This is a genomic window from Microvirga sp. (assembly GCF_014699075.1).
Classification (GTDB): Bacteria; Pseudomonadota; Alphaproteobacteria; order Rhizobiales; family Beijerinckiaceae; genus Microvirga.
In genome coordinates, this window is sequence record NZ_JACXAB010000003.1 from 38,780 (window position 1) to 60,487 (window position 21,708).

Sequence of the window (21,708 nt, forward strand, 5' to 3'; positions counted from 1 at the left end):
TGTCGGCATTGTCTCTTCCATTGGCTGCGGAGCCCGTTTTGAACGGCGGAAGGAGCCTTCACAAGGAAGATGACCAGAATGAGAAAACCCCGGTGTCGCCACCGGGGTTTTCCACAAAACCGGAGTAAACCGATCAGAAGTCGCGCTGAATGCGCAGACGGCCTTCCCAAGCATCATCGTCATCTTCGCCGAGAATGCCGCGCGGGTTGAGGTTCGAGTAGAGAGCCTCCACACCGATATCGAGGCCGGAAACCGGCGACCAGATCAGGTTCGAACCGACGCGCCACTCGGTAAAGTCGGCCGACGGAGCAGTTGTGCCGTACTCGACCCGAGCGTAGGAGCCGAACAGGCTCTGACGGATGGTCGGCGTCCAGTAGTGGTTCAGGCCAGCGGCGAGCGACCAGCCGCGACCGGTCTCGATCTCACCATCGGGGCCGATATATGCGTCGAAGACGGTTCCCGAAGCACTGCCGACCGCGACATCCGGATCGAAGCCGAGATAGCCGAGGGCACCGTCGGCATAGGTCGCGGCAAGCCACAGGGCATCGCCCTCAGCCAGCATCGGCAGGTTCACGTTGACCATGCCCGACACGGCCCAGCCGAGTTCGCTGTCAACGTATTCGCCGCCGACGATTGCGTTGCTGCGGGACTGGTGCAGAGCGCCGGAGAGCTGAGCCGAACCCCAGGTGCCGGAATACTTCACGTTGCCGACAAGATCGGGCAGCCTCTGGCCGCCAGCAAGCGTAACGGGGAGGCCTGTGACCGGATTGATGACCTCTCGGGTGAGTTCGTTGGTGGCAAACGAGCCCTCTTCCAGCGACAGGGTGGCCGAGAAGCCGTTGCCGAAGGAGAAGGTGTAGGCCAGCAGGTTCACATCCGGATAGTCGTAGAAGCGGAGCGTACCCCAGTTCTCGTTCGCAATGTCCCCGTTGGTGAAGAACGAGGTCGTGCGACCGGCTGTCAGGCCGCCGAACTGGATGTAGGCTTGAGCGATGTTCGTCGAGGTGCCGGTGCCGTACACGCCGGACCGACGGTCCATCTCCATACGCACGAAGGCGCGGAGCAGGCCATAAGCGGTGGCGGTGCGGGCGTCGAGCTGAACGCGGCCACGAGCGAGGAAGCCTATCGAGGCATCCTCTCGGGCCTGCGGCTCGAGGTATTGGTACTCGGCGCGGACGCGGCCACCAACCCGGAGGCAGGTTTCCGTGCCCGGGATGTAGAAGAAGCCTGAGCCGTAGGTGGAGCAGACGCGAACATATTCGACAGCAGCAGACTTGGCAACCGGCAGGTCGGCGGCTTGTGCCCCCGCGACAGCCGCAAGCCCTGCGACCGTTCCAAGAAAGAGGCTCTTAGCGAGCTTCATGGGTTTCTCCAAAGAAGTCTGGGTCCGAGACCCATTTACAAACGTGACCATACTCACGCTCACGTCCTGCGCAATACGGACTCGCTTCAGATCCGCTCACGCGACGGGCAATCTGCTGAAAAGATAAGCATTCCAGGCAGGCCGGCACGCATATTTTCAGGGGTGTGGCCCAAACTCAACATATGGACACACTCATCCACCGCGTCAGTCTCCGAAGAAATCCAGTTCGAACTCACGGCACGTATACCCGACCGGGCATTGGAGCGTGTCCCGGGTCGGCACGAAAGCCGGTTCGATCATCTCGTTGCGCAGGCAGAACCGCCTGTCGGCGACGTAGCGATCGTAGGTATGGGTGCCGGTCCCGAGAACGACCTGACCCCGCGAGAGGACGAGACCGCGGGCCTGGCTGCAGGTCAGGCTGGGAGTCAGCGGCCGGGGCTGGGCCTGGACACTCGATGCCATGACCAGGAGGGCCAGAACACAAGCAATCTTCTGCATCGTCATAACCTTCATAAGGGGCGTTCCAGGGGAACACATCCCGAGAATGACAACGCCTCAAGCGGAGCTTTGTTACCGTGAGCCCCCGGCCCAAAGGAGGCCTGAAGCCGCTAAAGCATGGGCTGCAGGCGCTTCGCCAGGTCGACCGCGGCACTGTAATCGGTTTTCCCCGAGCCCAGCACGGGAATGCTCGACACGAGGATCGAGCGGGGCACCCAAAGCTCGGGAAAACCATGGTCCTTGGCATGGGCCAGGAGCACGTCGCGATCAGCGTCCGGCCTGTCGGTGATGAGGACGATCTGCTCGCCCTTGCGCGGGTCCGGGATCGCCACCACCACATGATTGCTGTCGGGCCAGAGAGACTGGACGGTTGCCTCGATGGCCGCGAGCGACACCATCTCGCCGGCGATTTTGGCAAAGCGCTTCGCCCGCCCCCGGATCGTCACGATCCCGTCATCGACGGTGACGATATCGCCGGTGTCGTGCCAGCCCTCGACCGGCGTCAGGATGCCGCCCGGCGCGGCCGGGTCGAGATAGCCCCTCATCACGTTCGGACCGCGCACATGCAGGCGTCCGCCCTCGTGAATTCCTTCGACAGGCTCAAGCCGCCATTCGATGCCCGGCAGCACGTGCCCCACCGTGCCCGGATGATTGCTATCGGGAAGGTTGCAGGCGATCACCGGCGAGCATTCGGTGGCGCCGTATCCTTCCACGATGACGGTGCCGTGCCGGTCCCAGAGCCGGCGCGTCTCGTCCTTCACCCGCTCGGCGCCTGCAATCACGAAGCGCACACTCGCCAGATCGTTCTCGCCGGCCGCGCGGGCATAGCCCTGAAGGAAAGTATCGGTGGCGAGCATCACCGTGGCGCGCGTTCCCGCCACGAGCTTCGGGATCTGCCGGTAGTGCAGCGGGCTCGGATAGAGCACCGACTTCATGCCGTTGAGCACGGCCGTCAGCAGACCGGCCGAAAGGCCGAAGGAATGGAAGATCGGCAGCGGATCGAAGAAGACGTCGTCGTCCCTCAGCACGTCGCCCGCCAGGGCCTTGACCTGGTAGGCATTCGCCACGAGGTTCGCGTTCGAGAGAACCACTCCCTTCGGCACGCCTTCCGACCCGGAGGTGAAGAGCAGCACGGCCGGATCGTCGGGCTGGATGTTCGCACCGGCATGGACCCGCCGCGCCATCCATGAATCCACGAGCCCGCGCATCTTGTCGAAGCTGGTGAGCTCGGCGCGGACGTCCTCGAGCCAGAGGATCCTGCGCCCTTCTCCCAGAGCCTCGATGATGTCGTCGAGCTTGCCCTGCTCGATGAAGCGGCGGGAGGTGACGATGGTCCCGATGCCGGCCAATTCACAGGCGGCTTTCAGGTTCTTGAGGCCGGCCGTGAAGTTCAGGAAGGCCGGGACACGCCCGACAGCATTGAGCCCGAACAGGGTGACGGCGATGGCCTGCACGTTCGGCAGCAGCACGCCGACGTTCTCGCGCTCTTTCGTCAGGCTCGCGAGCTTGCGCCCGAGCACCAGCGAGCCCAGAACGAGGCGGCCGAAGGTGATCGGCTGGCGCTCCAGATCCTCGAGGGCGACCTTGTTGCGGCCAAAGCGATCCCTCGCGTCGAGGAGCGCTCCGAACAGGGTCTTGCGCGTCCGCGCGATGTCGAACTCAGCCACGGGCGCGCTCCTGACAGGTTAACCGGCCGAGCCTTCGCGGATCGGCGCCTGGTAGGCCAGGCCCATATCCCAGGGGAAGTAGATCCAGGTGTCCTGGCTGACTTCCGTCACGAAGGTGTCGATGAGCGGGCGTCCGGCGGGCTTGGCATAGACGGCGGCGAAATGCGCGTTGGGGAGCATGTCGCGCACGATCTTCGCCGTCTTGCCGGTATCGGTCAGGTCGTCGATCACGAGCACGCCCTTGCCCGTCCCATCGCCCAGCGCCTTGATGGCAGGCGCGATGTCCTTGAGCACCTGAAGCTCGCCCTGGTTCTTGTAGTCGTGATAGCTCGCGATGCAGACGCTCTCGATGAGGCGGACATCGAGTTCGCGCGCCACGATGGCGGCCGGCACCAAGCCGCCGCGGGTGATGCAGACGATCGCCTCGAACGGGCCAGCCGCGGCCAGGCGCCAGGCAAGGGCGCGGCAATCGCGGTGGAACTGGTCCCAGGAGACAGGGAAGGCTTTGGGAGAGGTCGGGGACATCGGTTGGCTCTTTGTGACGGTGGTGGCGAGGTAACTCTTAAAGGGGGGCTTGGTCGCCCTTCAGGCGTCCGAGATGATCGCGCACGGCAGCGGCCGCCTGAGCGACTGTCTCAGGCTCCTTGCCCCGCACGACGATCTGGTTGCGGAAGCCGCTGTTGGAAAACGACGGATACGACCCGATCGAGACGCTCGGGAACGACGAGGCGATCTGGCTCAAGCCATCGGCATAGATGCCCTCGGCCAGCCCTTCCGCCTCGATGGTCTCGATGATCATGCGCGCGCCTGTCTCCAGGGCCGGGGCGATGTTGTCGAGCATCGCCTGCATGATCGACGGCACGCCCGCCATGACGAAGACATTGCCGATGCGGAAGCCCGGCGCCTTGGAAATCGGGTTCTCGATCAGGCTGGCCCCATCGGGGATCCGGGCCATGCGCATCCGGGCTTCATTGAGCTCTTCGGGGGTGTAGCGCTCCCGCAGCATCGCGACGGCTCTGGGATCATGGTCGATCCCGACGCCGAAGGCCTTGGCGATGCAGTCGGCCGTGATGTCGTCGTGGGTGGGGCCGATGCCGCCGGTGGTGAAGAGGTAGGTGTAGCGGCTGCGGAGCGCATTGACCGCCGCCACGATCTCCTCCTCCACGTCCGGCACGACGCGAACCTCGCGCAGGTCCACGCCGATCCCGGTCAGGTACTCGGCGATATAGCCGATGTTCTTGTCCTTGGTACGGCCCGTGAGGATCTCATCGCCGATGATGAGAAGGGCGGCTGTAACGGAGACGGCCATGCGCAGCGATCCTTTTGTGGGCGTTTAGCCTTACAAGCGGCAATTCTCAAGCGCAGGCAAGAGTTCACCCCCAGGGTCTTTCCTGGGCGCCCCGTGACGGCATGCTGACGGGCGGTTCTTCGGCTGTCAAAGAGCCAGCACCTTCAGGCTCGCAGCGTGAGCTGCGAGCCTGAAGGTTGATCGAGGGTGGCGCGAATGGCAGCCCGGCTCGATGATGGATGGTGAAAGGGAAGAGCCGAACTGTCTCTTCGCGCACGGCTTCTTTAGGCGTTCACACGGTGCCAGCCCGGTGACCGCCTCAGGCGGGGTCCGCCTGCTCGGCGGGGGCCTTGAACCGATTCCGACCACCGGCACACAGCGTGGGCCTCCTGTCGGTGCCGCTTGCGAGGCTGCACCACAGGACCGTGCCTGCTCCCACACTGCGACGCCTCGCGAGCGCGCGCCTCGACAGGAGCAGGTCTACACAACGATATAGCCGAGCTTAGAGCAATTGTCAAGAACAAAATAGGAACAGACGCCTTACCACCCCTGTCATTCCGGGGCGCCGAAGGCGAGCCCGGAATCCATAACCGCTAACGTTGTGGAAGGAGGCGCAACGCCGCTCGTCCTTTATTGAGACGTTGTGTTTATGGATTCCGGGCTCCGCTGCGCGGCCCCGGAATGACAGCGCGTGTCATTCCCGCGCCGTCATGGCCGGGCTCATCCTGGCCATCCACGTCTGCAAGCGCCACGAAGACGTGGATCCCCGGAACAAGTCCGGGGATGACGTGGAGGGTAGCAGGACGGGCGTGTCATTCCCGGCCGGAGCGCAGCGGAGGGGAAGGGAGTCCATAGCGCTGAGCGTGTGAGTAGATCCCCTTCCCTCGCCTGCGGCTCACCGGGGATGACACCAGGCGGCATGGGTTGAACACCGGTCCTCTCCCCTGCTACCAGAGGTTTTTACAGCCGAATGTTGGTTTTGGATGCGTTTTCAGGAAACCCTGCTCGAGGGTCGTCTCATCGAGCGTTACAAGCGATTTCTGGCGGACGTGGAGCTCGACACGGGCGAGATGGTCACCGCCCATTGCGCCAACCCGGGGGCCATGATGGGCCTCAAAGAGCCCGGCAGCCGGGTTTATTTGTCTCGGGCCGCGAACCCCAACCGCAAGCTCAAGTACAACTGGGAGTTTGTGGAGGTGTCGGCCGGCGGCGGGCCGCTCCAGCTCATCGGGATCAACACCTCCCGGCCCAACCTGCTGGTGGCCGAGGCCCTGCGGGAGGGGCGGCTCGCGCCGTTTGCCCGCTATGATCGGGTGCGGCCCGAGGTGAAGTACGGCAAGAACAGCCGGGTGGATTTCCTGCTGGAGAAGGACGGCGAGCCGCCCTGCTACCTGGAGGTCAAGAACTGCCACCTCATGCGGGAGGCGGGCTTTGCCGAGTTCCCGGATTGCGTCGCCGCCCGCAGCGCCAAGCACCTCTACGAGCTGGCCGACATGAAGGCGCAAGGAGCGAGGGCCGCCCTCGTCTACGTCATCCAGATGGATGCCGAGCGCTTCGACGTCGCCCGCGACATCGACCCGGCCTATGACAAGGCCTTCCGGCACGCCCTCGCGGCGGGGGTGGAATCCTACGCCTATGTCTGCCGCATCACCCCGCAGGAGGTGACCATCGACCGGCCGGTGGAGATCGTGACGCCGCGGTAACGCGCCCCGCTGTCAGCCCCGCGAAGGCGGGGATCCATAACCACTACGTTGCAGAATGAGGAACTGAAGCTGCAGTGCTCTGACGAACAGCGACGTGTTTATGGATTCCGGGCTCGGCTGCGCCGCCCCGGAATGACAGTGAGCGAGAGCGAGCGGGTTCAGACTCGCTCGAAAACCAGGTTCATCTTGGTTTCGAGAATCGGCCGGTAGCCCTTGCCCTTGAGGAGCCCGATCACATCGGCCTGCCAGCGCTCCGGCACGTTCGCCACGATGAAGATGGCCGGGTAAAGCGAGGCTGGCGCGTCCCGGAAGAACGGCCCGAGGACCAGGTCCTCTGCCCCCTCCACATCGAGCTTGATGGCGTCGACGCGGGTGAGGCCCTCCCGGCTCAGGAGATCGAGCAGGGTCACGGCCGGGACGCGGATCGCATCCGTCTGGCTCGAGTTCACGATCTTGAGGCTGGCCTCGCCCCGGTTGTGTGGGTCGAGGAACAGGGTGAGTTCGCCCGTCTTGTCCGCCACGGCGCAATCGACGGCCTTGATGGTGCAGGCGGGGTTCTGGCGGATGTTGTAGATCAGCCGGTCGAAAATCTCCGGCTGCGGCTCCACGGCCAGGATGCGGGTGGAGACGGCGGTGCCGGCCTCGCGCGCCAGGAACAGGGCATACCAGCCCACATTCGAGCCCACATCGATGAAGGTGAAGCCGTCCTTGATGCGCGAAGCCAGGATCTTGAGCTCATCGGCATCGAAATATTGCGGCGTGAACAGGAGCCGGCGCTCACAGACGTTTTTGTATGGGTAAAGCCGCATCCTGACGCCGAAGGTCTCGAGGTCGAGCGGCGGACCTTTGAGCATCTTCATGGCCAGATGACGCAGCATCAGGGCGAGCCTGCGGCCCGCCCAGCCTTCGGGCAACCCGCGCGTGCGGTCAATCACCCAGCGGGTGAGACCTGAAGGCGCAAAGTCCCCGAAGGGGCGGGCATCATTCATTACCGAGAAATCCAAAGCCGCGAACTGGATGAACAGGGTTGCTCATGACACCCTCACGCGCCAATCGCAAGCGGGGCACGGGGACATTAGCGCATGCGCGGCCCATTCTGGGCCGCGCATGCGCTCGTTCACGGAGAAGCATCGGACGGATCCCAAAAGTGCAAATCCACTTTTGGATCCGATGCTTTAGCTTGCTTCGCGCGTGGCGATCCTTACATTCCGGGCAGCAGATCAAGGATTGAGAATGACCGAGACCGATGTTGTGGAGCGCAGGCGCGCGCCCGAGATCCCGCTCCACGGCCCTGCGGACTTCGAAGGAATGCGCCGCGCCGGCCGCATGGTGGCCGAGTGCCTGGACATGCTCTCGGAGCACGTGAAGCCCGGCGTCACGACCGAGTTCCTGGACAAGCTGGCCTTCGACTTCATCCGCCAGCATGGCGCCTTGCCGGCCTGCCTGCACTACCGCGGCTACACCAAGACGATCTGCACCTCGATCAACCACGTGGTCTGCCACGGCATCCCCAACGACAAGCCCCTGCGCGACGGGGACATCATGAATGTCGACGTGACCCTGATCCTCGACGGATGGCACGGGGATTCGAGCCGCATGTACTATGTGGGCGAGGTGCCGCGCCGGGCGCAGCGGCTCTGCGAAATCACCTATGAGTGCCTCCTGCGCGGCATCGCGGTGGTCAAGCCGGGCGCCACCACCAACGACATCGGCGCGGCGATCCAGTCCTATGCGGAAGCCGAGCGCTGCTCCGTGGTGCGCGACTTCTGCGGCCACGGCATCGGCAAGGTCTTCCACGACTCGCCCACGATCCTCCACTATGTGGAGCCGGCCTACAACGTGGAGCTGAAGGCCGGCATGTTCTTCACCATCGAGCCCATGATCAATCTCGGGCGGCCGCAGGTGAAGGTCCTGGCCGACGGCTGGACCGCCGTGACCCGCGACCGCTCCCTCTCGGCCCAGTTCGAGCATATGGTGGGCGTGACCGAGACAGGCGCGGAGGTCTTCACTTACTCGCCGAAGGGTCTGGACAAGCCGTCTTAAAGATAGCTCGACACTAGCCTGCCGCATCGCTTCTGGCCTACAAGGTAACAATGATGCTTCGGAAACCTGCCGAAGTCTCTTGAGGGCACGCAGCGACAGCCGGCGTGAGCGACGACCGTCCCCATTATCACGGCCATCGCGACCGGTTGCGCGCCCGCTTCATGGAGGTGGGCGGCGATGCGGTGCCGGATTACGAGCTTTTGGAACTCGTGCTCTTCCGCTCGATCCCGCGCCGGGACGTGAAGCCCGTCGCCAAGGAGCTGCTCAAGCGCTTCGGCTCCTTCGCCGAGGTGCTGGCCGCCGCCCCTGCCCGGCTCATGGAAGTGGACGGGATCGGCGAGAGCGTGGTCACGGATCTGAAGATTGTGGAGGCCTCCGCCCGCCGGCTCGCCAAGGGCGAGGTGGCGAAGCGCCCCGTCCTGTCCTCCTGGACCTCCGTCATCGATTATTGCCGCACCGCCATGGCGCTCATGGACAAGGAGCAGTTCCGCCTGCTTTTCCTCGACAAGCGCAACGCGCTCATCGCCGACGAGGTGCAGCAATCGGGCACGGTCGACCACACGCCGGTTTATCCGCGCGAGGTGGTCAAGCGCGCCCTCGAACTCTCGGCGTCAGCCCTGATCCTCGTGCACAACCACCCCTCGGGAGACCCAACCCCGTCCTCCGCCGACGTCACGATGACCCGCGAGATCATCGAGGTGGCGAAGCCCTTAGGCATCACCGTTCACGACCACATCATCGTGGGCCGCGAGGGCCATGCCAGCCTCAAGGGACTGCGCCTGATCTGAGCTTGGCCACAGAACCAACCCCTCCCGACAGCGTTACACCACCACGAACAACGCTCATGGGAGATGATGATGAAAAAGCTTCTGCTGACGGCCGGCCTGCTCGGCTCCACCCTCCTGGCCCCGGCCGCCATGGCCCAGTCCACCCCCGCCCAGCCCTCCTCCGGCGCCACGGCTCCCGCAGGCGTGAACTTCATGACGCGCCTTGAGGCCGGCCAGATGCTTGCCTCCAAGATCATGGATGAAGACGTGGTCGGCGCCGACAACAAGGACATCGGCGACATCGAAGATCTGGTGCTCGACCGCAGCGGCAAGGTTGTCGCCGTTGTCGTCGAGGTGGATGCGGGCCTTGGCGACCGCACCGTGGCCCTGCCCCTGAGCGCAGTCCAGATGAATGCCGCGGACGCGGCGACCACCGGCTCCGTTCAGGGCTCCGGACAGACGGGTTCGACCACGACCCGCAGCAGTGACGACATGCGGATCGTCGTGAACATGCCTCTCGATCAGCTCAAGTCGGCTCCCGAGTTCGAGGAAGACGACTAAGCAATTCCGATCCTGCGGCCGCCCTCCGGGTGGCCGCAGGCCCTTTCAGATCAGCGTGTCGATCCCGGTGAAGATCGCGTAGACGAAGCCGAGGCTCAGGGTCAGGCCGATGGAGCCGATCAGGAGCCCGCCCACCACGACGAAGCCATCCCGCTCCACGAGCCCCAGGCCGACGAGGCAAACAGCAAGGCCCAGCGGGATCTGCCCCACGAACGGGGGCGCAAAAAGAAGCCCCACCGACAGGATCAGGATGACCGCGCCCATGAGGCGCATGGCGAAGGGCGTGTCCAGGAATGTCATGCGGGGGCGGGAAATGCGTTCGAGCCGGCGAAACACCGGGACCGCACGCCCGACGGCCCGCTCCACGTCGCTGCGGGCCATGGAGCGATTCAGGAGCTGACGCGGAAGCCAGGGCGCCTCGCGTCCGAAAACGATCTGAACGGCGACGAGCGCCAGCAGCAGGCCGCAGACCAGGGGAATCGGCGGCGGCATGGGAAGGCAGTTGGGCAGGCCCAGAAGAACGATCAGCAGCGCGAAGGCCCTGTCCTGGAGCACGGCCATGATCTCGCGCACGGTAAGGCGCTCGCCCGGCTGGGACGCGAGGGCGAGCAGAATTTGGGACGTGCGCGCGTTGGAAAACAAGGAGCCCTGACAGGTTCGGGGATGCTCAGGGCGCCTCTCTACCTGACTTAAGGTCCGGGGCCAAGGCGTATCAATGAATGTTGATCTCTCCCTCGACTGCCCGGAACTCGGCGGGACGGATCAGTTGCGAATGGGTAACGGTGACGGAGTGCAGCGGCCCTGCGAGTTCCCGCTTCCAGAAATCGAGGAAGTCGATGAGCACGGGAAACCGGGGAGCCAGATCATATTCCTGCCAGACGTAAGTTTGAAGGAAGGACGGGTGATCCGGCATGCGGTACAGGATCTTGGCGGTCGTCAGCCCGTAGCCTTCCATCTGGCGAATGAAATCTTTTGAGACCATGCGAACTCCTTCTCAAGCCCGAACGAGCCTTTGCGACAGGAATCCACCCGGAAAGCGCAGGCGGTCTCCTGCCCTATGCTCAAGGCTAAATCTTGAGTGCGTTTCTCGGTTCCCGCAAGCGCATCGGACCCAAAAGTGGAAGGCACTTTTGGGATCCATCCGATGCGCATTCCTCTAAACGCATCGTTCGACGCGGAAAACCGGAGCCACTTTTCACAAACGTGGCCCTTCGGGTCCGCACGATGCGCAAACGGGCTTGCACATCCACGCGATCTTGCGTTGAGTGCTCGGGCCAGAGCCTGAACGGAAGCATTGGGGAAGGAGATCACCGGGAATGCGCTTCGCCTTCGCGGGAATCGATTTTCTGGGGGATGTTTTCGAGGCGCTCCTCGCCAGAGGCTTGGAGCCCGTCAAACTCTTCAGCCGCCCGTGCGACAGCATCTACGACTTCAACGATGTGACCCTGTCCCGCGCCCGCTCGTTGCGCCTGCCGGTGCAGATGTCACGCATTCTCCCGGCCGATCTCGCCGGGCTCAAGGCCATGGGCTGCGAAGCCCTGGTGGTCGCAGGCTATCCGTGGCTGATCACCGGCTGGGAGCAGCACATCCCCTATGCCGTCAACTTCCACCCCTCACCCCTGCCTTTGGGCCGAGGGCCATATCCGCTCTTCCAGGCGATCCTCGACGGATTGTCCGAGTGGGGCATGACGGTCCACGCCCTGGAGCCTGCCTTCGACACCGGCGCCATCGTGGCGCAGAAGCGCTTTACCTTAAGCGGCGGGGAATCTCACGACACCCTGCTGTCCAAATGCCAGATCGCCGCAAAGGAGCTTGCGGCGGACGTGGCCTCAGACCTGCCCCGTCTCTGGACTGAGGCCAAGCCACAGGGTCCGGGAACCTATTGGCCCCGTGTCACCCAGGCGCAGAGAACCGTCTCCTGGAACGGCGGTGTGCAGTACGCGCTGCGCACCATCCGCGCCTTCGGGTCCATCGAAGCCTTTGCCCAGATCGATTCCCGCTACGTCTACGTGTGGGAGGCCTCGGGTTGGGAGGAGCCGCACCGTTACCGGCCCGGCACCCTCGTCCATCGCCATCGCAAACAGATGGTGGTCGCCGTCCGCGATGGCTTCGTGCAGATCAGCGGATGGAGCCCCTACGCGCCGGGGCCCGCGAGACAAGGGTAGACGGCCGACGTTTAGCGCCGGCGCTTGATCATCTTCCAGGCCTGACGGAGGACGAAAAGATTGCGAAGAAGCTTGAACATCGGATCACCTTTGAAAAACCACGTGCTGGTCAAGGGTCTTTCCGGTGTATGGTTCCAATCCGGCCACAGGCTTAGGGTCGTATAGCAAACGCGCTATGCCAGCGGGGCATCCACGGTGCACAGGACCCCGTCGGGGTGGAATGTGATCTGGACGTCGCCATTGAGCTCGCGTGCGAGGCTGCGTTCGATGAGCCGGGAGCCGAAGCCCTGCCGTGTCGGCGGCTGGACCGGCGGTCCGCCGCTCTCCTGCCATCGCAGGTGAAGCCGGCTGCCGGGCTCCGCTCGTGAAACGTCCCAGGCGATATCGACCTTTCCGGTCGCATTCGACAGGGCGCCATGCTTTACGGCATTCGTGGTCAGTTCTTGGAGCGCCATGGACAGGGCCAAGGCGATGCGGGGCGACAGGCGAACCTCGGGGCCTTCGATCGTCAGCCGATCCTCACTGAGCGACCTGTAGGGCGCCACGGCTTGAGCCACGATGTTCCTGAGCTCAGCCCCTTCCCAGTTCTCCGTCGTCAAAACGTCGTGGGCGCGCGCCAGGGCCATCAGGCGGCCCTCGAAAGCCTCCTTGGCCTCGGGCATCGTCGTGGCATTGCGCAGGGTCTGAGAAGCGATCGACTGCACCGTGGCCAGGGTGTTCTTCACCCGGTGATTCAGCTCGTTGATCAGGAGCGTGCGCTGCTCCTCGGCCCTTTTGCGCTCGGTGATGTCGCGCTGGATCGCCCAGAGCCGCTTCAGCTGCCCATCCTCGATGACCGGGATCATGCTGTTGTCGAAATACTTGAAACTGCCAGCAGCATCCTGCTCGACGGATTCAACGCCGCTGACGCTGTAAGCGGAATGAACGATTCCGGTCAGATAGGCTCTGGCCTCGGGGTCGGATGATGGCAGCGGGAAATCCAGAGTTTTGCCGATCAGGTCCTCGGCCCGGTCAAGCCCATACATGCGCGCCATGGCGTCGTTGCAGTCCACGAAGCGGCCGTTGCGGTAGGCCAGCTCGAGCTGATCCGCCACGGGCAACGTCGTGTCGAGCGGGGGCACGAACTCCAGGAGCCAGATGCCCTCGGAACTATGAGCAATGAACGAGCGATAGCGTTCCTCGCTTTCGCGCAGAGCCGCCTCGGCCCCCTTAGCGGCGGTGATATCCCACTGAGCGCCAAGGGAGCGGATGAAGCGTCCCTCCGGGTCCCGGATCAGCTTGGTGCGCGCCGTGACCCACCGCATCTCACCGGTATCGGCGCGGATGATCCGAAAATCGTATTCGATCTGGTCACAGGCGGGGTCGGTGACCGCTCTGTGCGTTTCGGCCTCGATCCATGATCGATCCTCGGGATGCACGAGGCTGAACCATTGCTCATACGAGAAGCTGTCGGAACGATCACCCGGCAGTCCATACAGCTCCAGATACTCAGGTGACGCGATGGCTTTGCCCGTTATGCGATCGAATTCGAAGCTGCCGATTCGAGCCGCTTGCTTCACCTGCCTGAGCCGCTCCTCCATCGGCGCGCGACTGGTCGCTTCGTTTCCCGCGCAGTAGAACCCCGCGACCTTGCCCGTTTCATCCCTCACGGGCATCCAAGCGAATGTGAGCCCCCCAATCGACGAGCCCAGCTGCCCGGTCGGCGAAGCCGGATTTTCGGCGTCATCCTGCGCCTTCCCCGACAAGGTCGATTCGATGATCGTTCGCTGCCGGTCCCAGGTCTCGGGCCACACCTCGCGGAAAGGCTTGCCGAGCGCTGCGGGATGCCTTGGGCCGAGGAGTGTCCCGGGCTGTCGTTGTAGAGAAGCGTGAGATCGGGTCCCCAGAGGACGAAGACCGGTTGCGGGGAGTTGAGCATTAGATCGGCAATGGTGCGAAGGCACTGGGGCCATGACGGCAGAGGACCAAGCGCGGTTGCCGCCCAATCATGAGCCCGGATGCGCCTGCACATCTCGCCCCTGCCCTGCAGCCAGGAAGCAGCACCGGAGTCCGCAGGAACTCTGAGGTCATCGGGCGTGGGGAGCGGGGGCGATTGCCCTTCCAAAAGCCCCTCGCTCATGGAGGTGCCATTCCAAGTGCCCGCCTGCAGGGTGTTTTGGCCGCAGCAAGATGGGATGTGTTCCAGGTGCTCAACATCCCTTGCTCACGGCCCTGCGGATCTTGGTTGCGATGTGACAAAGGGACATAAGCTCCGGGGGCTCTGGTTCAAGGGATGCCGCGAGATCTGCACAGGCTTGATCTGAGCTTTGAAGGCATCGGGTTCTGGGCCCATCCTTCATGATCGGACAACCAGCCTGCCTGATGACGGAAATTACCCGGAACCAAGCTTCCGTAAGGGCATTGCCTCTCCACGAAGGCCAAGTGCCCCCAGGTCTTCGAGACCCTCAAAGCCCTTCACGCTCCCCCCGTGAGGGGCTTACCTTTAAATATTCCCAGATTTTCTGGTGCAGCGGCGAACCACGCACACCTCTTTAGGGTTACCCCTATGGAGGTACTGTTCACCTACAGCCCTTCAGAACTCAGGGCCGCTCCGCTTAATCCCGGCAGGCAGGCCCTCTTTTTTGGTCATCGCGCCTTCTCACCGAAGTTTCCTGCGAGGCTGAAACCGCATCCTGGTCAGATCATTGAAGCCGTGAGGGCTCCTGGAGCCTTCGGGACCGGGAGGCCTCCTCAGTTGCCGGCAACGGCGGGTGGGGAGGCCTTTTTCCATTGCCCCAGAGGGCTCAAAGCTCGTGATAGTGCCGTCCCTGATAGACGAGGGGCGGCCTCTGCTCGCCTAGCCTGATGCCGATGATCTCGCCGATGATCACGTGGTGGGTGGCCACCACCCTGGCATCGCTGATCCGGCAGTCGAAGGAAGCGAGGCTCGTCGTCAGGGCGGGGGATCCCGTCTCCAGGGCCTCCCAGTTCCCTCTGCTGAAACGCTCCGGGCCCTGCAGGCCGGCGCGACCGGCGAAGATGTCCGCCAGTTCTACGTCAGCCGCCGCGAGGGTGTTCACGCAGAAGACCCGGTTCGACAGCAGACACTGAGCCGACCGGGAGCCCGTGTTGACGCAGACCAGGAGCGAGGCGGGGCTGTCGGTGACGGGCGTCACGGCCGTGGCCGTGAACCCTCCGCGCCCGGAAGTGCCGTCCGTCGTGACCACATGGACGGCACCGGCGACCCGACTCATGCCCTCGCGAAAGAGCAGGGCGTCCGAGCCGGAGGTGGAATGCACAGAGGCTTGTGTCTTCAAGATCATGATCCAAGCAAGCCTCTTCCACTCTTTTGGGCTGAGCACAAGGCCGTTAAAGCCATATGGTCTCTCCGCCCCGGCAAGGGAAGCGGCCGCCATTCGGGCGCCGTGCCGCACATTCAGTCAGGGTCTGGCACGATTTCCATCATTTAGCGTGATAGGAATCTTAACAGTACGTTGTGGAATGAAAATCGTTTTGCTAGAGACACCCGCACCTTACGTCAGGCTTGGCGATGTTAACGCATCGTGCTTTCCTGCATCGTTTCCCAACAATGACCCCGTTCCAGAGGGGCAAGGGTAGGACATGGAAATCTTTGTGCAGCAGCTCATCAACGGGCTGACTCTCGGGTCGATCTACGGCCTCATCGCCATCGGCTACACGATGGTCTTCGGCATCATCGGCATGGTGAACTTCGCCCACGGCGACGTCTTCATGCTCTCCGCTTTCATCTCGCTCATCTTCTTCCTGATCCTGACTACGTGGCTCGGGATATCCTCCATCGCCCTGGCGCTGCTCATCGTGCTGGTGATCGCGATGGTGCTCACCTCCCTGTGGGGCTGGGCCATCGAGCGGATCGCCTACCGGCCCCTGCGCGGCTCCTTCCGCCTCGCACCGCTGATCTCGGCCATCGGCGTGTCGATCTTCCTGTCCAACTTCGTTCAGGTCGCTCAGGGCGCGCGCAACAAGCCCACGCCTCCCATGGTCCAGGACGTGGTCGTCCTGTTCCAGGGTGAAAGCGGCTACAATGTTGCCCTCTCCTACAAGCAGATCATCATCATGGTCGTGACGGCCGTTCTGCTGACGATCTTCTGGTACCTGGTCCAGAAGACCTCCCTCGGGCGCGCCCAGCGCGCCTGCGAGCAGGACCGGAAGATGGCGGCGCTCCTCGGGATCAACGTCGACCGGACGATCTCGCTGACCTTCGTCATCGGCGCGGCCCTCGCGTCGGTCGCCGGCACCATGTACCTGCTGTATTATGGCGTCGTGAGCTTCAACGACGGCTTCGTGCCGGGCGTGAAGGCCTTCACGGCGGCGGTTCTGGGCGGCATCGGCTCGCTTCCGGGCGCCGTTCTGGGCGGGCTGATCATCGGCCTCATCGAGACCTTCTGGTCTGCCTATTTCTCGATCGAGTACAAGGATGTGGCCGCGTTCTCGATCCTCGCCATCGTGTTGATCTTCATGCCCTCCGGCATTCTCGGACGGCCTGAAGTCGAGAAGGTCTAAGGAGCTTAAACAGCATGACCGCTCCTGCCATCACAACCACGGCTCAGACCCAGGCCGTGACGCGAAGCTTCGACTTCAGCGCCGCTCTTAAGGACGCCCTCAAGACGGCCCTGATCACCCTGGGTCTCTCGATCCCGATCCTGTCCTACAAGACGGATCAATCCGGCGCCGACCTGTTCCTCACGCCTCGCTGGGGACTGGTGGCGATCGTCTGCGCCATCGTTTTCGGGCTTCGCCTCGTGCTGCATGCCTATACGGCGTCGCGGAACTACGCCAAGGCAACCCCGAGCCCCCGCCAGGCCACTGAACTGGTTCACGCGGAGCCGAGCGCCTTCCAGAAGGCATCCCGTTTCGGCGTGCCCTTCTTCCTCGGCGTGGCGCTGACCTTTCCGATCCTGATCTACCTGATCCAGGGCGGATTGAACGAGTCGCGCTACTGGGTGGATCTGGGCATCCTGATCCTCACCTACGTGATGCTCGGCTGGGGACTGAACATCGTGGTGGGCCTCGCCGGCCTTCTCGATCTCGGCTACGTCGCCTTCTACGCGGTCGGTGCCTATTCCTACGCCCTGCTCTCGACCACCTTCGGCCTGTCGTTCTGGATCTGCCTGCCGCTGGCCGGCATCCTGGCAGCCTTCTGGGGCATGATCCTCGGCTTCCCGGTGCTGCGCCTCCGGGGCGACTATCTCGCGATCGTGACCCTCGCCTTCGGTGAGATCATCCGCCTCGTGCTCATCAACTGGGTGGACCTGACCAACGGCGGCGCCGGCATCTCGTCGATCCCGCGGGCGACCTTCTTCGGCCTGCCCTTCACGGCGGGAGAAGGCGGGTTTGCTGCGACCTTCGGGCTCGAGTTCCACGGCATGCACCGGATGATCTTCCTCTATTACCTCATCCTGGCGCTGGCTCTGCTCACCAACTTCGTGACCATGCGCCTGCGCAAGCTGCCCGTCGGCCGCGCCTGGGAAGCCCTGCGTGAGGACGAGATCGCCTGCCGGTCGCTCGGCATCAACACCACCAACACGAAGCTCACGGCCTTCTCCATCGGCGCCATGTTCGGCGGCTTTGCCGGCTCGTTCTTCGCGGTCCGCCAGGGCTTCGTCTCTCCGGAAAGCTTCAACTTCCTGGAATCGGCGATCATCCTGGCCATCGTGGTGCTCGGCGGCATGGGCTCGCAGATCGGCGTGGCGATTGCCGCCATCGTGCTGGTCGGCGGCCCCGAGGTGCTGCGCAACCTGACCTTCCTCCAGTCCATCTTCGGTGCGGGCTTCGACCCGAACGAATACCGCCTGCTGCTGTTCGGCGTGGGCATGGTGGCCATGATGGTCTGGCGCCCGCGCGGCCTGATTTCGGAACGTGAACCCTCGGTGATCTTGAAAGAGCGCAAGGCCATCTCCGGCTCGCTCGTGAAGGAAGGACACGGCTAATGCGCTGGCTGCAGGATCCCATCCTCGACGTACAGCATCTCACGATGCGCTTCGGCGGCCTCGTGGCCGTCAACGACCTTTCCTTTAAGGCCGGGCGCGGCGACATCACGGCGCTCATCGGCCCCAACGGTGCGGGCAAGACCACGGTCTTCAACTGCATCACCGGCTTCTACAAGCCGACGGAAGGCATGGTGGCATTGCGCAAGCCCGACGGCTCGCACCTCCTGCTGGAGCGGCTGCCGGGCTTCGACATCAACTGGAAGGGCAAGGTTGCCCGTACCTTCCAGAACATCCGCCTGTTCTCCGGCATGACCCTGCTCGAGAACCTGCTGGTGGCCCAGCACAACCCGCTGATGATCGCCTCGGGCTTCACCTTCATGGGCGTCCTCGGCATCGGCGGCTATCGCAAGGCCGAGAAGGAGGCCATCGAGAAGGCCAAGTTCTGGCTGGAGAAGACCCGTCTGATCCACCGGGCCGACGAACCCGCCGGCGACCTGCCCTACGGCGATCAGCGTCGTCTGGAGATCGCCCGCGCCATGTGCACGGATCCGCTCCTGCTCTGCCTCGACGAGCCGGCGGCCGGCCTCAACCCGCGCGAGTCCCTGGAGCTCAACCAGCTCCTGCTGTCGATCCGCAAGGATCACGGCACCTCCATCCTGCTGATCGAGCACGACATGTCGGTGGTGATGGAGATCTCGGACCACGTGGTGGTGCTGGATTACGGCGTCAAGATTTCGGACGGCTCGCCCTCCGAAGTGAGAAACGATCCCAAGGTCATCGCCGCCTACCTCGGCGTGGCCGACGATGAGATCGAGAAGGTCGAAGCGGAGATCGGCGCATGAGCACCGCTGGAGCAAACATCGCGATGCAGAGCCCCCAAGCTGCCGCTTCCCGCCAGCCGCTTCTCAGCGTGCGCGGCGTGAAGACCTATTACGGCAACATCATCGCCCTCAAGGGCGTGGACATGGACGTCAACGAGGGCGAGATCGTCACGCTGATCGGCGCCAACGGCGCCGGCAAGTCGACGCTGATGATGACGATCTTCGGCAACCCGCGGTGCCGCGAGGGCACGATCACCTATTCGGGTCAGGACATCACCAAGATGCCCACCCATGAGATCGCCCGCATGTCGATCGCCCAGTCCCCCGAGGGCCGGCGCATCTTCCCGCGCATGACCGTCTACGAGAACCTCCAGATGGGGGCCTCGATGAACGGGCTCGCCCATTTCGACCAGGATCTGGAGCGGGTCTGCACCCTGTTCCCGCGCCTGAAGGAGCGCCTGCAGCAGCGCGGCGGCACCCTGTCGGGCGGCGAGCAGCAGATGCTGGCCATCGCTCGCGCGCTCATGAGCCGCCCGAAGCTCCTCCTCCTGGATGAGCCTTCCCTGGGCCTCGCCCCCCTGATCGTGAAGCAGATCTTCGAGATCATCAAAGAGCTCAACGAGAAGGACGGCATGACCGTCTTCCTCGTGGAGCAGAACGCCTACCACGCCCTCAAGCTGGCCCATCGCGGCTACGTGATGGTGACGGGCAACATCACCATGAGCGGCACCGGCAAGGATCTCCTCAACGATCCGCAGGTCAGGGCAGCCTATCTCGAAGGGGGACATCACTGATGCAGGGCATCCTCTACGAAGAGCCGTCCTTCTGGCTCTTCCTTCTCATCACTGTGATCATGGGCGGCTGGGCGGCGTGGATGACCGGCCGGGCCATTGCGCTCACCTGGCGCCCCTTCTGGACACTGATCCTCTACCTGTTCATCCTGGGCGCGGCGGTGCGGTTCATCCACTTCGCCCTGTTCGGCGGAACCCTGCTGTCGATCCACTACTATGCGGTCGACACGATCGTGCTGCTGATCATCGGAGCCCTGGGTTTCCAGTACCGCCGGGCCCGCATGATGACCACGCAGTACCGCTGGCTCTACGAGCGCACCGGGCCGTTTTCCTGGCGGGAAAAGGCTTCTGCTACCAAGGGCTAAGCTAAAAAGATTCCCAGGTGACATCCGCTGAAAAACCAGCATGATGCTACCCGGATGGTGGGGAGAACCCGCCAAACCGGCCCCACGAGGAAGAGGGGCCTATAAAACCACCCAGAGGAGTGACCTCATGAAGAAATTGCTGTTGACCGGCGTGGCGCTTGGTCTTGGCCTCGCCTTCTCCAGCGCTGCCAGCGCCCAGATCAAGATCGGCGTTGCTGGCCCCATCACCGGCCCGAACGCGGCCTTCGGCGCCCAGCTGAAGAACGGCGTCGAGCAGGCTGTCGAGGACATCAATGCCGCTGGCGGCATCAATGGCCAGAAGCTGCAGATCGTCGTCGGCGACGACGTCTCCGACCCCAAGCAGGGCGTGTCGGTGGCCAACAAGTTCGCCGCTGAAGGCGTGAAGTTCGTCGTCGGCCACTTCAACTCCGGCGTGTCGATCCCGGCCTCGCAGGTCTACGAGGAAGCCGGCATCGTCCAGGTCACCCCGGCCTCGACGAACCCGCAGTTCACCGAGCGCGGCATGTGGAACACCTTCCGCACCTGCGGTCGTGACGACCAGCAGGGCCTCGTTGCCGGCGGCTACCTCGCCGACAAGTTCAAGGGCAAGAAGGTTGCCGTCGTTCACGACAAGACCCCGTACGGAAAGGGCCTTGCCGACGAGACCCAGAAGGCCATGAACGCAAAGGGCCTGAAGGAAGTCGTCTATGAAGGCGTGAACCCGGGCGAGAAGGACTACTCCGCGCTCGTGTCGAAGCTGAAGCAGGCTGGCGTGGACGTGGTTTACTTCGGTGGCCTCCACACGGAAGCCGGCCTCATCATCCGCCAGATGCGCGACCAGGGCCTCCAGGCCCCGATGATGTCGGGCGACGGCATCGTGTCGGCCGAGTTCACCTCGATCGCCGGCCCGGGCGCCGAAGGCACCCTGATGACCTTCTCGCCGGATCCGCGCAAGAACCCGAACGCGAAGGACGTCGTGGCCAAGTTCAAGGCCAAGAACTTCGAGCCGGAAGCCTACACCCTGTACTCCTACGCTGCGGCCCAGATCCTGGCCGAAGCTGCGAAGCAGGCTGGCGGCACCGATGGCAAGAAGGTCTCGGATGCCATGAAGTCCGGCAAGCCGTTCAAGACCGTCATCGGCGACATCTCTTTCGACAAGAAGGGCGACATCACCCGTCCGGACTACATCATGTACGTCTGGAAGAAGGGCGCCGACGGCAAGATCGACTACTCCGGCAACGAGCTCGGCATGTAATCGACCGGCCTAAAAGCCAAACGATCGGAAACCCGCCCTGGCAACAGGGCGGGTTTTCTTATGAATGCCCCCTTCTCTCAATGGTCTGGATCGTGCCCACACTCACCCTCTCATTGCTTGCAGACGTTTACGCCGTCTGCCGCCTCCCAGCCGGTACGCCCGCCGGCTCCCCGAAGCCGGGTGCCTTTTCGCTCCTGGTGCAGGCTGTCGAGGAAACGACACTCGTCTGCCCTCTCCAGCAGGCACCATCCGACGCGGAAATCGATGCGGGCTGGCGATGCTTTCGGATTATGCAGAACTTCGATTTCAGTGTGCCTGGGATCCTCGCCTCCGTGCTCGAACCCCTGGCCAAGGCGGGCATCGGCATCTTCGCCACCTCGACCTTCAGCACCGACTATGTGCTGGTGAAGGAGCAGGACGCGGCTCACGCGATGGCGGCCCTGCGGTCAGCAGGGCACCAGGTCGACCTCTGA

22 protein-coding genes are annotated in these 21,708 nt (G+C 63.7%); 12 read left to right on the forward strand and 10 right to left on the reverse strand.

All coding sequences use genetic code 11. The annotated features are described in order from the left end of the window. Positions 1-133: 133 nt before the first annotated feature. The 5 genes from IC232_RS05805 to IC232_RS05825 form a co-directional block, all read right to left on the reverse strand. On the reverse strand, positions 134-1,363 hold the full coding sequence (locus tag IC232_RS05805; RefSeq protein ID WP_190843988.1) for a porin: 1,230 nt from the start codon (positions 1,361-1,363) through the stop codon (positions 134-136). Positions 1,364-1,567: 204 nt separating this feature from the next. Beyond that, positions 1,568-1,861, reverse strand: coding sequence for a hypothetical protein (locus IC232_RS05810; RefSeq protein WP_190843989.1), 294 nt, complete (start codon positions 1,859-1,861; stop codon positions 1,568-1,570). 110 nt (positions 1,862-1,971) lie between these two features. Further along, positions 1,972-3,528 (reverse strand): AMP-binding protein, encoded by a 1,557-nt coding sequence (locus IC232_RS05815; protein ID WP_190843990.1) that lies wholly within the window; start codon positions 3,526-3,528, stop codon positions 1,972-1,974. Between the two features lie 18 nt (positions 3,529-3,546). Further along, the gene (gene gpt / locus IC232_RS05820; protein ID WP_190843991.1) at positions 3,547-4,053 is read right to left on the reverse strand and encodes a xanthine phosphoribosyltransferase; all 507 of its coding nucleotides are present in this window, start codon (positions 4,051-4,053) and stop codon (positions 3,547-3,549) included. Positions 4,054-4,090: 37 nt separating this feature from the next. Next, the gene (locus IC232_RS05825) at positions 4,091-4,837 is read right to left on the reverse strand and encodes a competence/damage-inducible protein A (protein ID WP_190843992.1); all 747 of its coding nucleotides are present in this window, start codon (positions 4,835-4,837) and stop codon (positions 4,091-4,093) included. A gap of 962 nt (positions 4,838-5,799) precedes the next feature. Here IC232_RS05825 and sfsA point away from each other — a divergent pair. Further along, positions 5,800-6,519 (forward strand): DNA/RNA nuclease SfsA, encoded by a 720-nt coding sequence (gene sfsA, locus IC232_RS05830; RefSeq protein ID WP_190843993.1) that lies wholly within the window; start codon positions 5,800-5,802, stop codon positions 6,517-6,519. Positions 6,520-6,677: 158 nt separating this feature from the next. Here the strand turns inward: sfsA and IC232_RS05835 are convergent, their stop codons facing one another. Continuing rightward, on the reverse strand, positions 6,678-7,508 hold the full coding sequence (locus IC232_RS05835) for an FkbM family methyltransferase (protein WP_190843994.1): 831 nt from the start codon (positions 7,506-7,508) through the stop codon (positions 6,678-6,680). A 244-nt stretch (positions 7,509-7,752) separates the two neighbouring features. Between IC232_RS05835 and map the strand changes: the two genes are divergently transcribed. From map to IC232_RS05850, 3 genes are all read left to right on the forward strand, one after another. Next, positions 7,753-8,562 carry a type I methionyl aminopeptidase gene (gene map / locus IC232_RS05840; protein WP_190843995.1) on the forward strand — a complete coding sequence of 270 codons (810 nt, stop codon included), beginning with the start codon at positions 7,753-7,755 and terminating at the stop codon, positions 8,560-8,562. A gap of 104 nt (positions 8,563-8,666) precedes the next feature. Further along, positions 8,667-9,350, forward strand: coding sequence for a RadC family protein (radC, locus tag IC232_RS05845; RefSeq protein WP_190843996.1), 684 nt, complete (start codon positions 8,667-8,669; stop codon positions 9,348-9,350). A gap of 69 nt (positions 9,351-9,419) precedes the next feature. After that, positions 9,420-9,890: a PRC-barrel domain-containing protein gene (locus IC232_RS05850; RefSeq protein ID WP_190843997.1), complete on the forward strand. Its 471-nt coding sequence runs from the start codon at positions 9,420-9,422 to the stop codon at positions 9,888-9,890. A gap of 45 nt (positions 9,891-9,935) precedes the next feature. Here the strand turns inward: IC232_RS05850 and IC232_RS05855 are convergent, their stop codons facing one another. Both IC232_RS05855 and IC232_RS05860 read right to left on the reverse strand, forming a co-directional pair. Beyond that, positions 9,936-10,532 (reverse strand): exopolysaccharide biosynthesis protein, encoded by a 597-nt coding sequence (locus tag IC232_RS05855; protein ID WP_190843998.1) that lies wholly within the window; start codon positions 10,530-10,532, stop codon positions 9,936-9,938. Between the two features lie 70 nt (positions 10,533-10,602). Beyond that, entirely contained in the window at positions 10,603-10,872 is a 270-nt protein-coding gene (locus tag IC232_RS05860) for an usg protein (protein ID WP_190843999.1), read from the reverse strand. A gap of 334 nt (positions 10,873-11,206) precedes the next feature. Between IC232_RS05860 and IC232_RS05865 the strand changes: the two genes are divergently transcribed. Further along, positions 11,207-12,055, forward strand: coding sequence for a methionyl-tRNA formyltransferase (locus IC232_RS05865; protein WP_190844000.1), 849 nt, complete (start codon positions 11,207-11,209; stop codon positions 12,053-12,055). 173 nt (positions 12,056-12,228) lie between these two features. On the opposite strand, the gene IC232_RS05870 is transcribed toward IC232_RS05865, so the two are convergent. Both IC232_RS05870 and IC232_RS05875 read right to left on the reverse strand, forming a co-directional pair. Further along, positions 12,229-13,704, reverse strand: coding sequence for a sensor histidine kinase (locus IC232_RS05870; RefSeq protein ID WP_190844001.1), 1,476 nt, complete (start codon positions 13,702-13,704; stop codon positions 12,229-12,231). 1,134 nt (positions 13,705-14,838) lie between these two features. Then, positions 14,839-15,357: a flavin reductase family protein gene (locus tag IC232_RS05875; protein WP_210335235.1), complete on the reverse strand. Its 519-nt coding sequence runs from the start codon at positions 15,355-15,357 to the stop codon at positions 14,839-14,841. Between the two features lie 298 nt (positions 15,358-15,655). Here IC232_RS05875 and IC232_RS05880 point away from each other — a divergent pair, with 298 nt between their 5' ends. The 7 genes from IC232_RS05880 to IC232_RS05910 all read left to right on the forward strand — a co-directional run bounded on the left by IC232_RS05880 (position 15,656) and on the right by IC232_RS05910 (position 21,708). Continuing rightward, complete coding sequence (locus IC232_RS05880) at positions 15,656-16,576, forward strand: branched-chain amino acid ABC transporter permease (RefSeq protein WP_190844002.1); 921 nt, start codon at positions 15,656-15,658, stop codon at positions 16,574-16,576. A 14-nt stretch (positions 16,577-16,590) separates the two neighbouring features. After that, entirely contained in the window at positions 16,591-18,003 is a 1,413-nt protein-coding gene (gene livM / locus IC232_RS05885; protein ID WP_210335236.1) for a high-affinity branched-chain amino acid ABC transporter permease LivM, read from the forward strand. Next, complete coding sequence (locus IC232_RS05890) at positions 18,003-18,845, forward strand: ABC transporter ATP-binding protein (protein WP_190844003.1); 843 nt, start codon at positions 18,003-18,005, stop codon at positions 18,843-18,845. Before livM ends, IC232_RS05890 begins: the two co-directional genes overlap by 1 nt. Continuing rightward, on the forward strand, positions 18,842-19,618 hold the full coding sequence (locus tag IC232_RS05895; RefSeq protein ID WP_409564866.1) for an ABC transporter ATP-binding protein: 777 nt from the start codon (positions 18,842-18,844) through the stop codon (positions 19,616-19,618). The genes IC232_RS05890 and IC232_RS05895 overlap by 4 nt, the downstream gene beginning before the upstream one ends. Continuing rightward, entirely contained in the window at positions 19,618-19,980 is a 363-nt protein-coding gene (locus tag IC232_RS05900) for a DUF6867 family protein (RefSeq protein ID WP_190844004.1), read from the forward strand. Before IC232_RS05895 ends, IC232_RS05900 begins: the two co-directional genes overlap by 1 nt. 127 nt (positions 19,981-20,107) lie before the next feature. Next, positions 20,108-21,235 (forward strand): branched-chain amino acid ABC transporter substrate-binding protein, encoded by a 1,128-nt coding sequence (locus tag IC232_RS05905; RefSeq protein ID WP_190844005.1) that lies wholly within the window; start codon positions 20,108-20,110, stop codon positions 21,233-21,235. A 92-nt stretch (positions 21,236-21,327) separates the two neighbouring features. Beyond that, positions 21,328-21,708 carry an ACT domain-containing protein gene (locus IC232_RS05910; RefSeq protein WP_312895112.1) on the forward strand — a complete coding sequence of 127 codons (381 nt, stop codon included), beginning with the start codon at positions 21,328-21,330 and terminating at the stop codon, positions 21,706-21,708.

Excerpts from the sequence above, each read along its gene's own strand:
- IC232_RS05805 (WP_190843988.1), bottom strand. The coding sequence starts at position 1,363 with ATGAAGCTCGCTAAGAGCCTCTTTCTTGGAACGGTCGCAGGGCTTGCG.
- IC232_RS05810 (WP_190843989.1), bottom strand. The coding sequence starts at position 1,861 with ATGCAGAAGATTGCTTGTGTTCTGGCCCTCCTGGTCATGGCATCGAGT.
- gpt (WP_190843991.1), bottom strand. The coding sequence starts at position 4,053 with ATGTCCCCGACCTCTCCCAAAGCCTTCCCTGTCTCCTGGGACCAGTTC.
- IC232_RS05825 (WP_190843992.1), bottom strand. The coding sequence starts at position 4,837 with ATGGCCGTCTCCGTTACAGCCGCCCTTCTCATCATCGGCGATGAGATC.
- sfsA (WP_190843993.1), top strand. The coding sequence starts at position 5,800 with ATGCGTTTTCAGGAAACCCTGCTCGAGGGTCGTCTCATCGAGCGTTAC.
- IC232_RS05835 (WP_190843994.1), bottom strand. The coding sequence starts at position 7,508 with ATGAATGATGCCCGCCCCTTCGGGGACTTTGCGCCTTCAGGTCTCACC.
- map (WP_190843995.1), top strand. The coding sequence starts at position 7,753 with ATGACCGAGACCGATGTTGTGGAGCGCAGGCGCGCGCCCGAGATCCCG.
- IC232_RS05850 (WP_190843997.1), top strand. The coding sequence starts at position 9,420 with ATGAAAAAGCTTCTGCTGACGGCCGGCCTGCTCGGCTCCACCCTCCTG.
- IC232_RS05860 (WP_190843999.1), bottom strand. The coding sequence starts at position 10,872 with ATGGTCTCAAAAGATTTCATTCGCCAGATGGAAGGCTACGGGCTGACG.
- IC232_RS05865 (WP_190844000.1), top strand. The coding sequence starts at position 11,207 with ATGCGCTTCGCCTTCGCGGGAATCGATTTTCTGGGGGATGTTTTCGAG.
- IC232_RS05875 (WP_210335235.1), bottom strand. The coding sequence starts at position 15,357 with ATGATCTTGAAGACACAAGCCTCTGTGCATTCCACCTCCGGCTCGGAC.
- IC232_RS05880 (WP_190844002.1), top strand. The coding sequence starts at position 15,656 with ATGGAAATCTTTGTGCAGCAGCTCATCAACGGGCTGACTCTCGGGTCG.
- livM (WP_210335236.1), top strand. The coding sequence starts at position 16,591 with ATGACCGCTCCTGCCATCACAACCACGGCTCAGACCCAGGCCGTGACG.
- IC232_RS05890 (WP_190844003.1), top strand. The coding sequence starts at position 18,003 with ATGCGCTGGCTGCAGGATCCCATCCTCGACGTACAGCATCTCACGATG.
- IC232_RS05895 (WP_409564866.1), top strand. The coding sequence starts at position 18,842 with ATGAGCACCGCTGGAGCAAACATCGCGATGCAGAGCCCCCAAGCTGCC.
- IC232_RS05900 (WP_190844004.1), top strand. The coding sequence starts at position 19,618 with ATGCAGGGCATCCTCTACGAAGAGCCGTCCTTCTGGCTCTTCCTTCTC.
- IC232_RS05905 (WP_190844005.1), top strand. The coding sequence starts at position 20,108 with ATGAAGAAATTGCTGTTGACCGGCGTGGCGCTTGGTCTTGGCCTCGCC.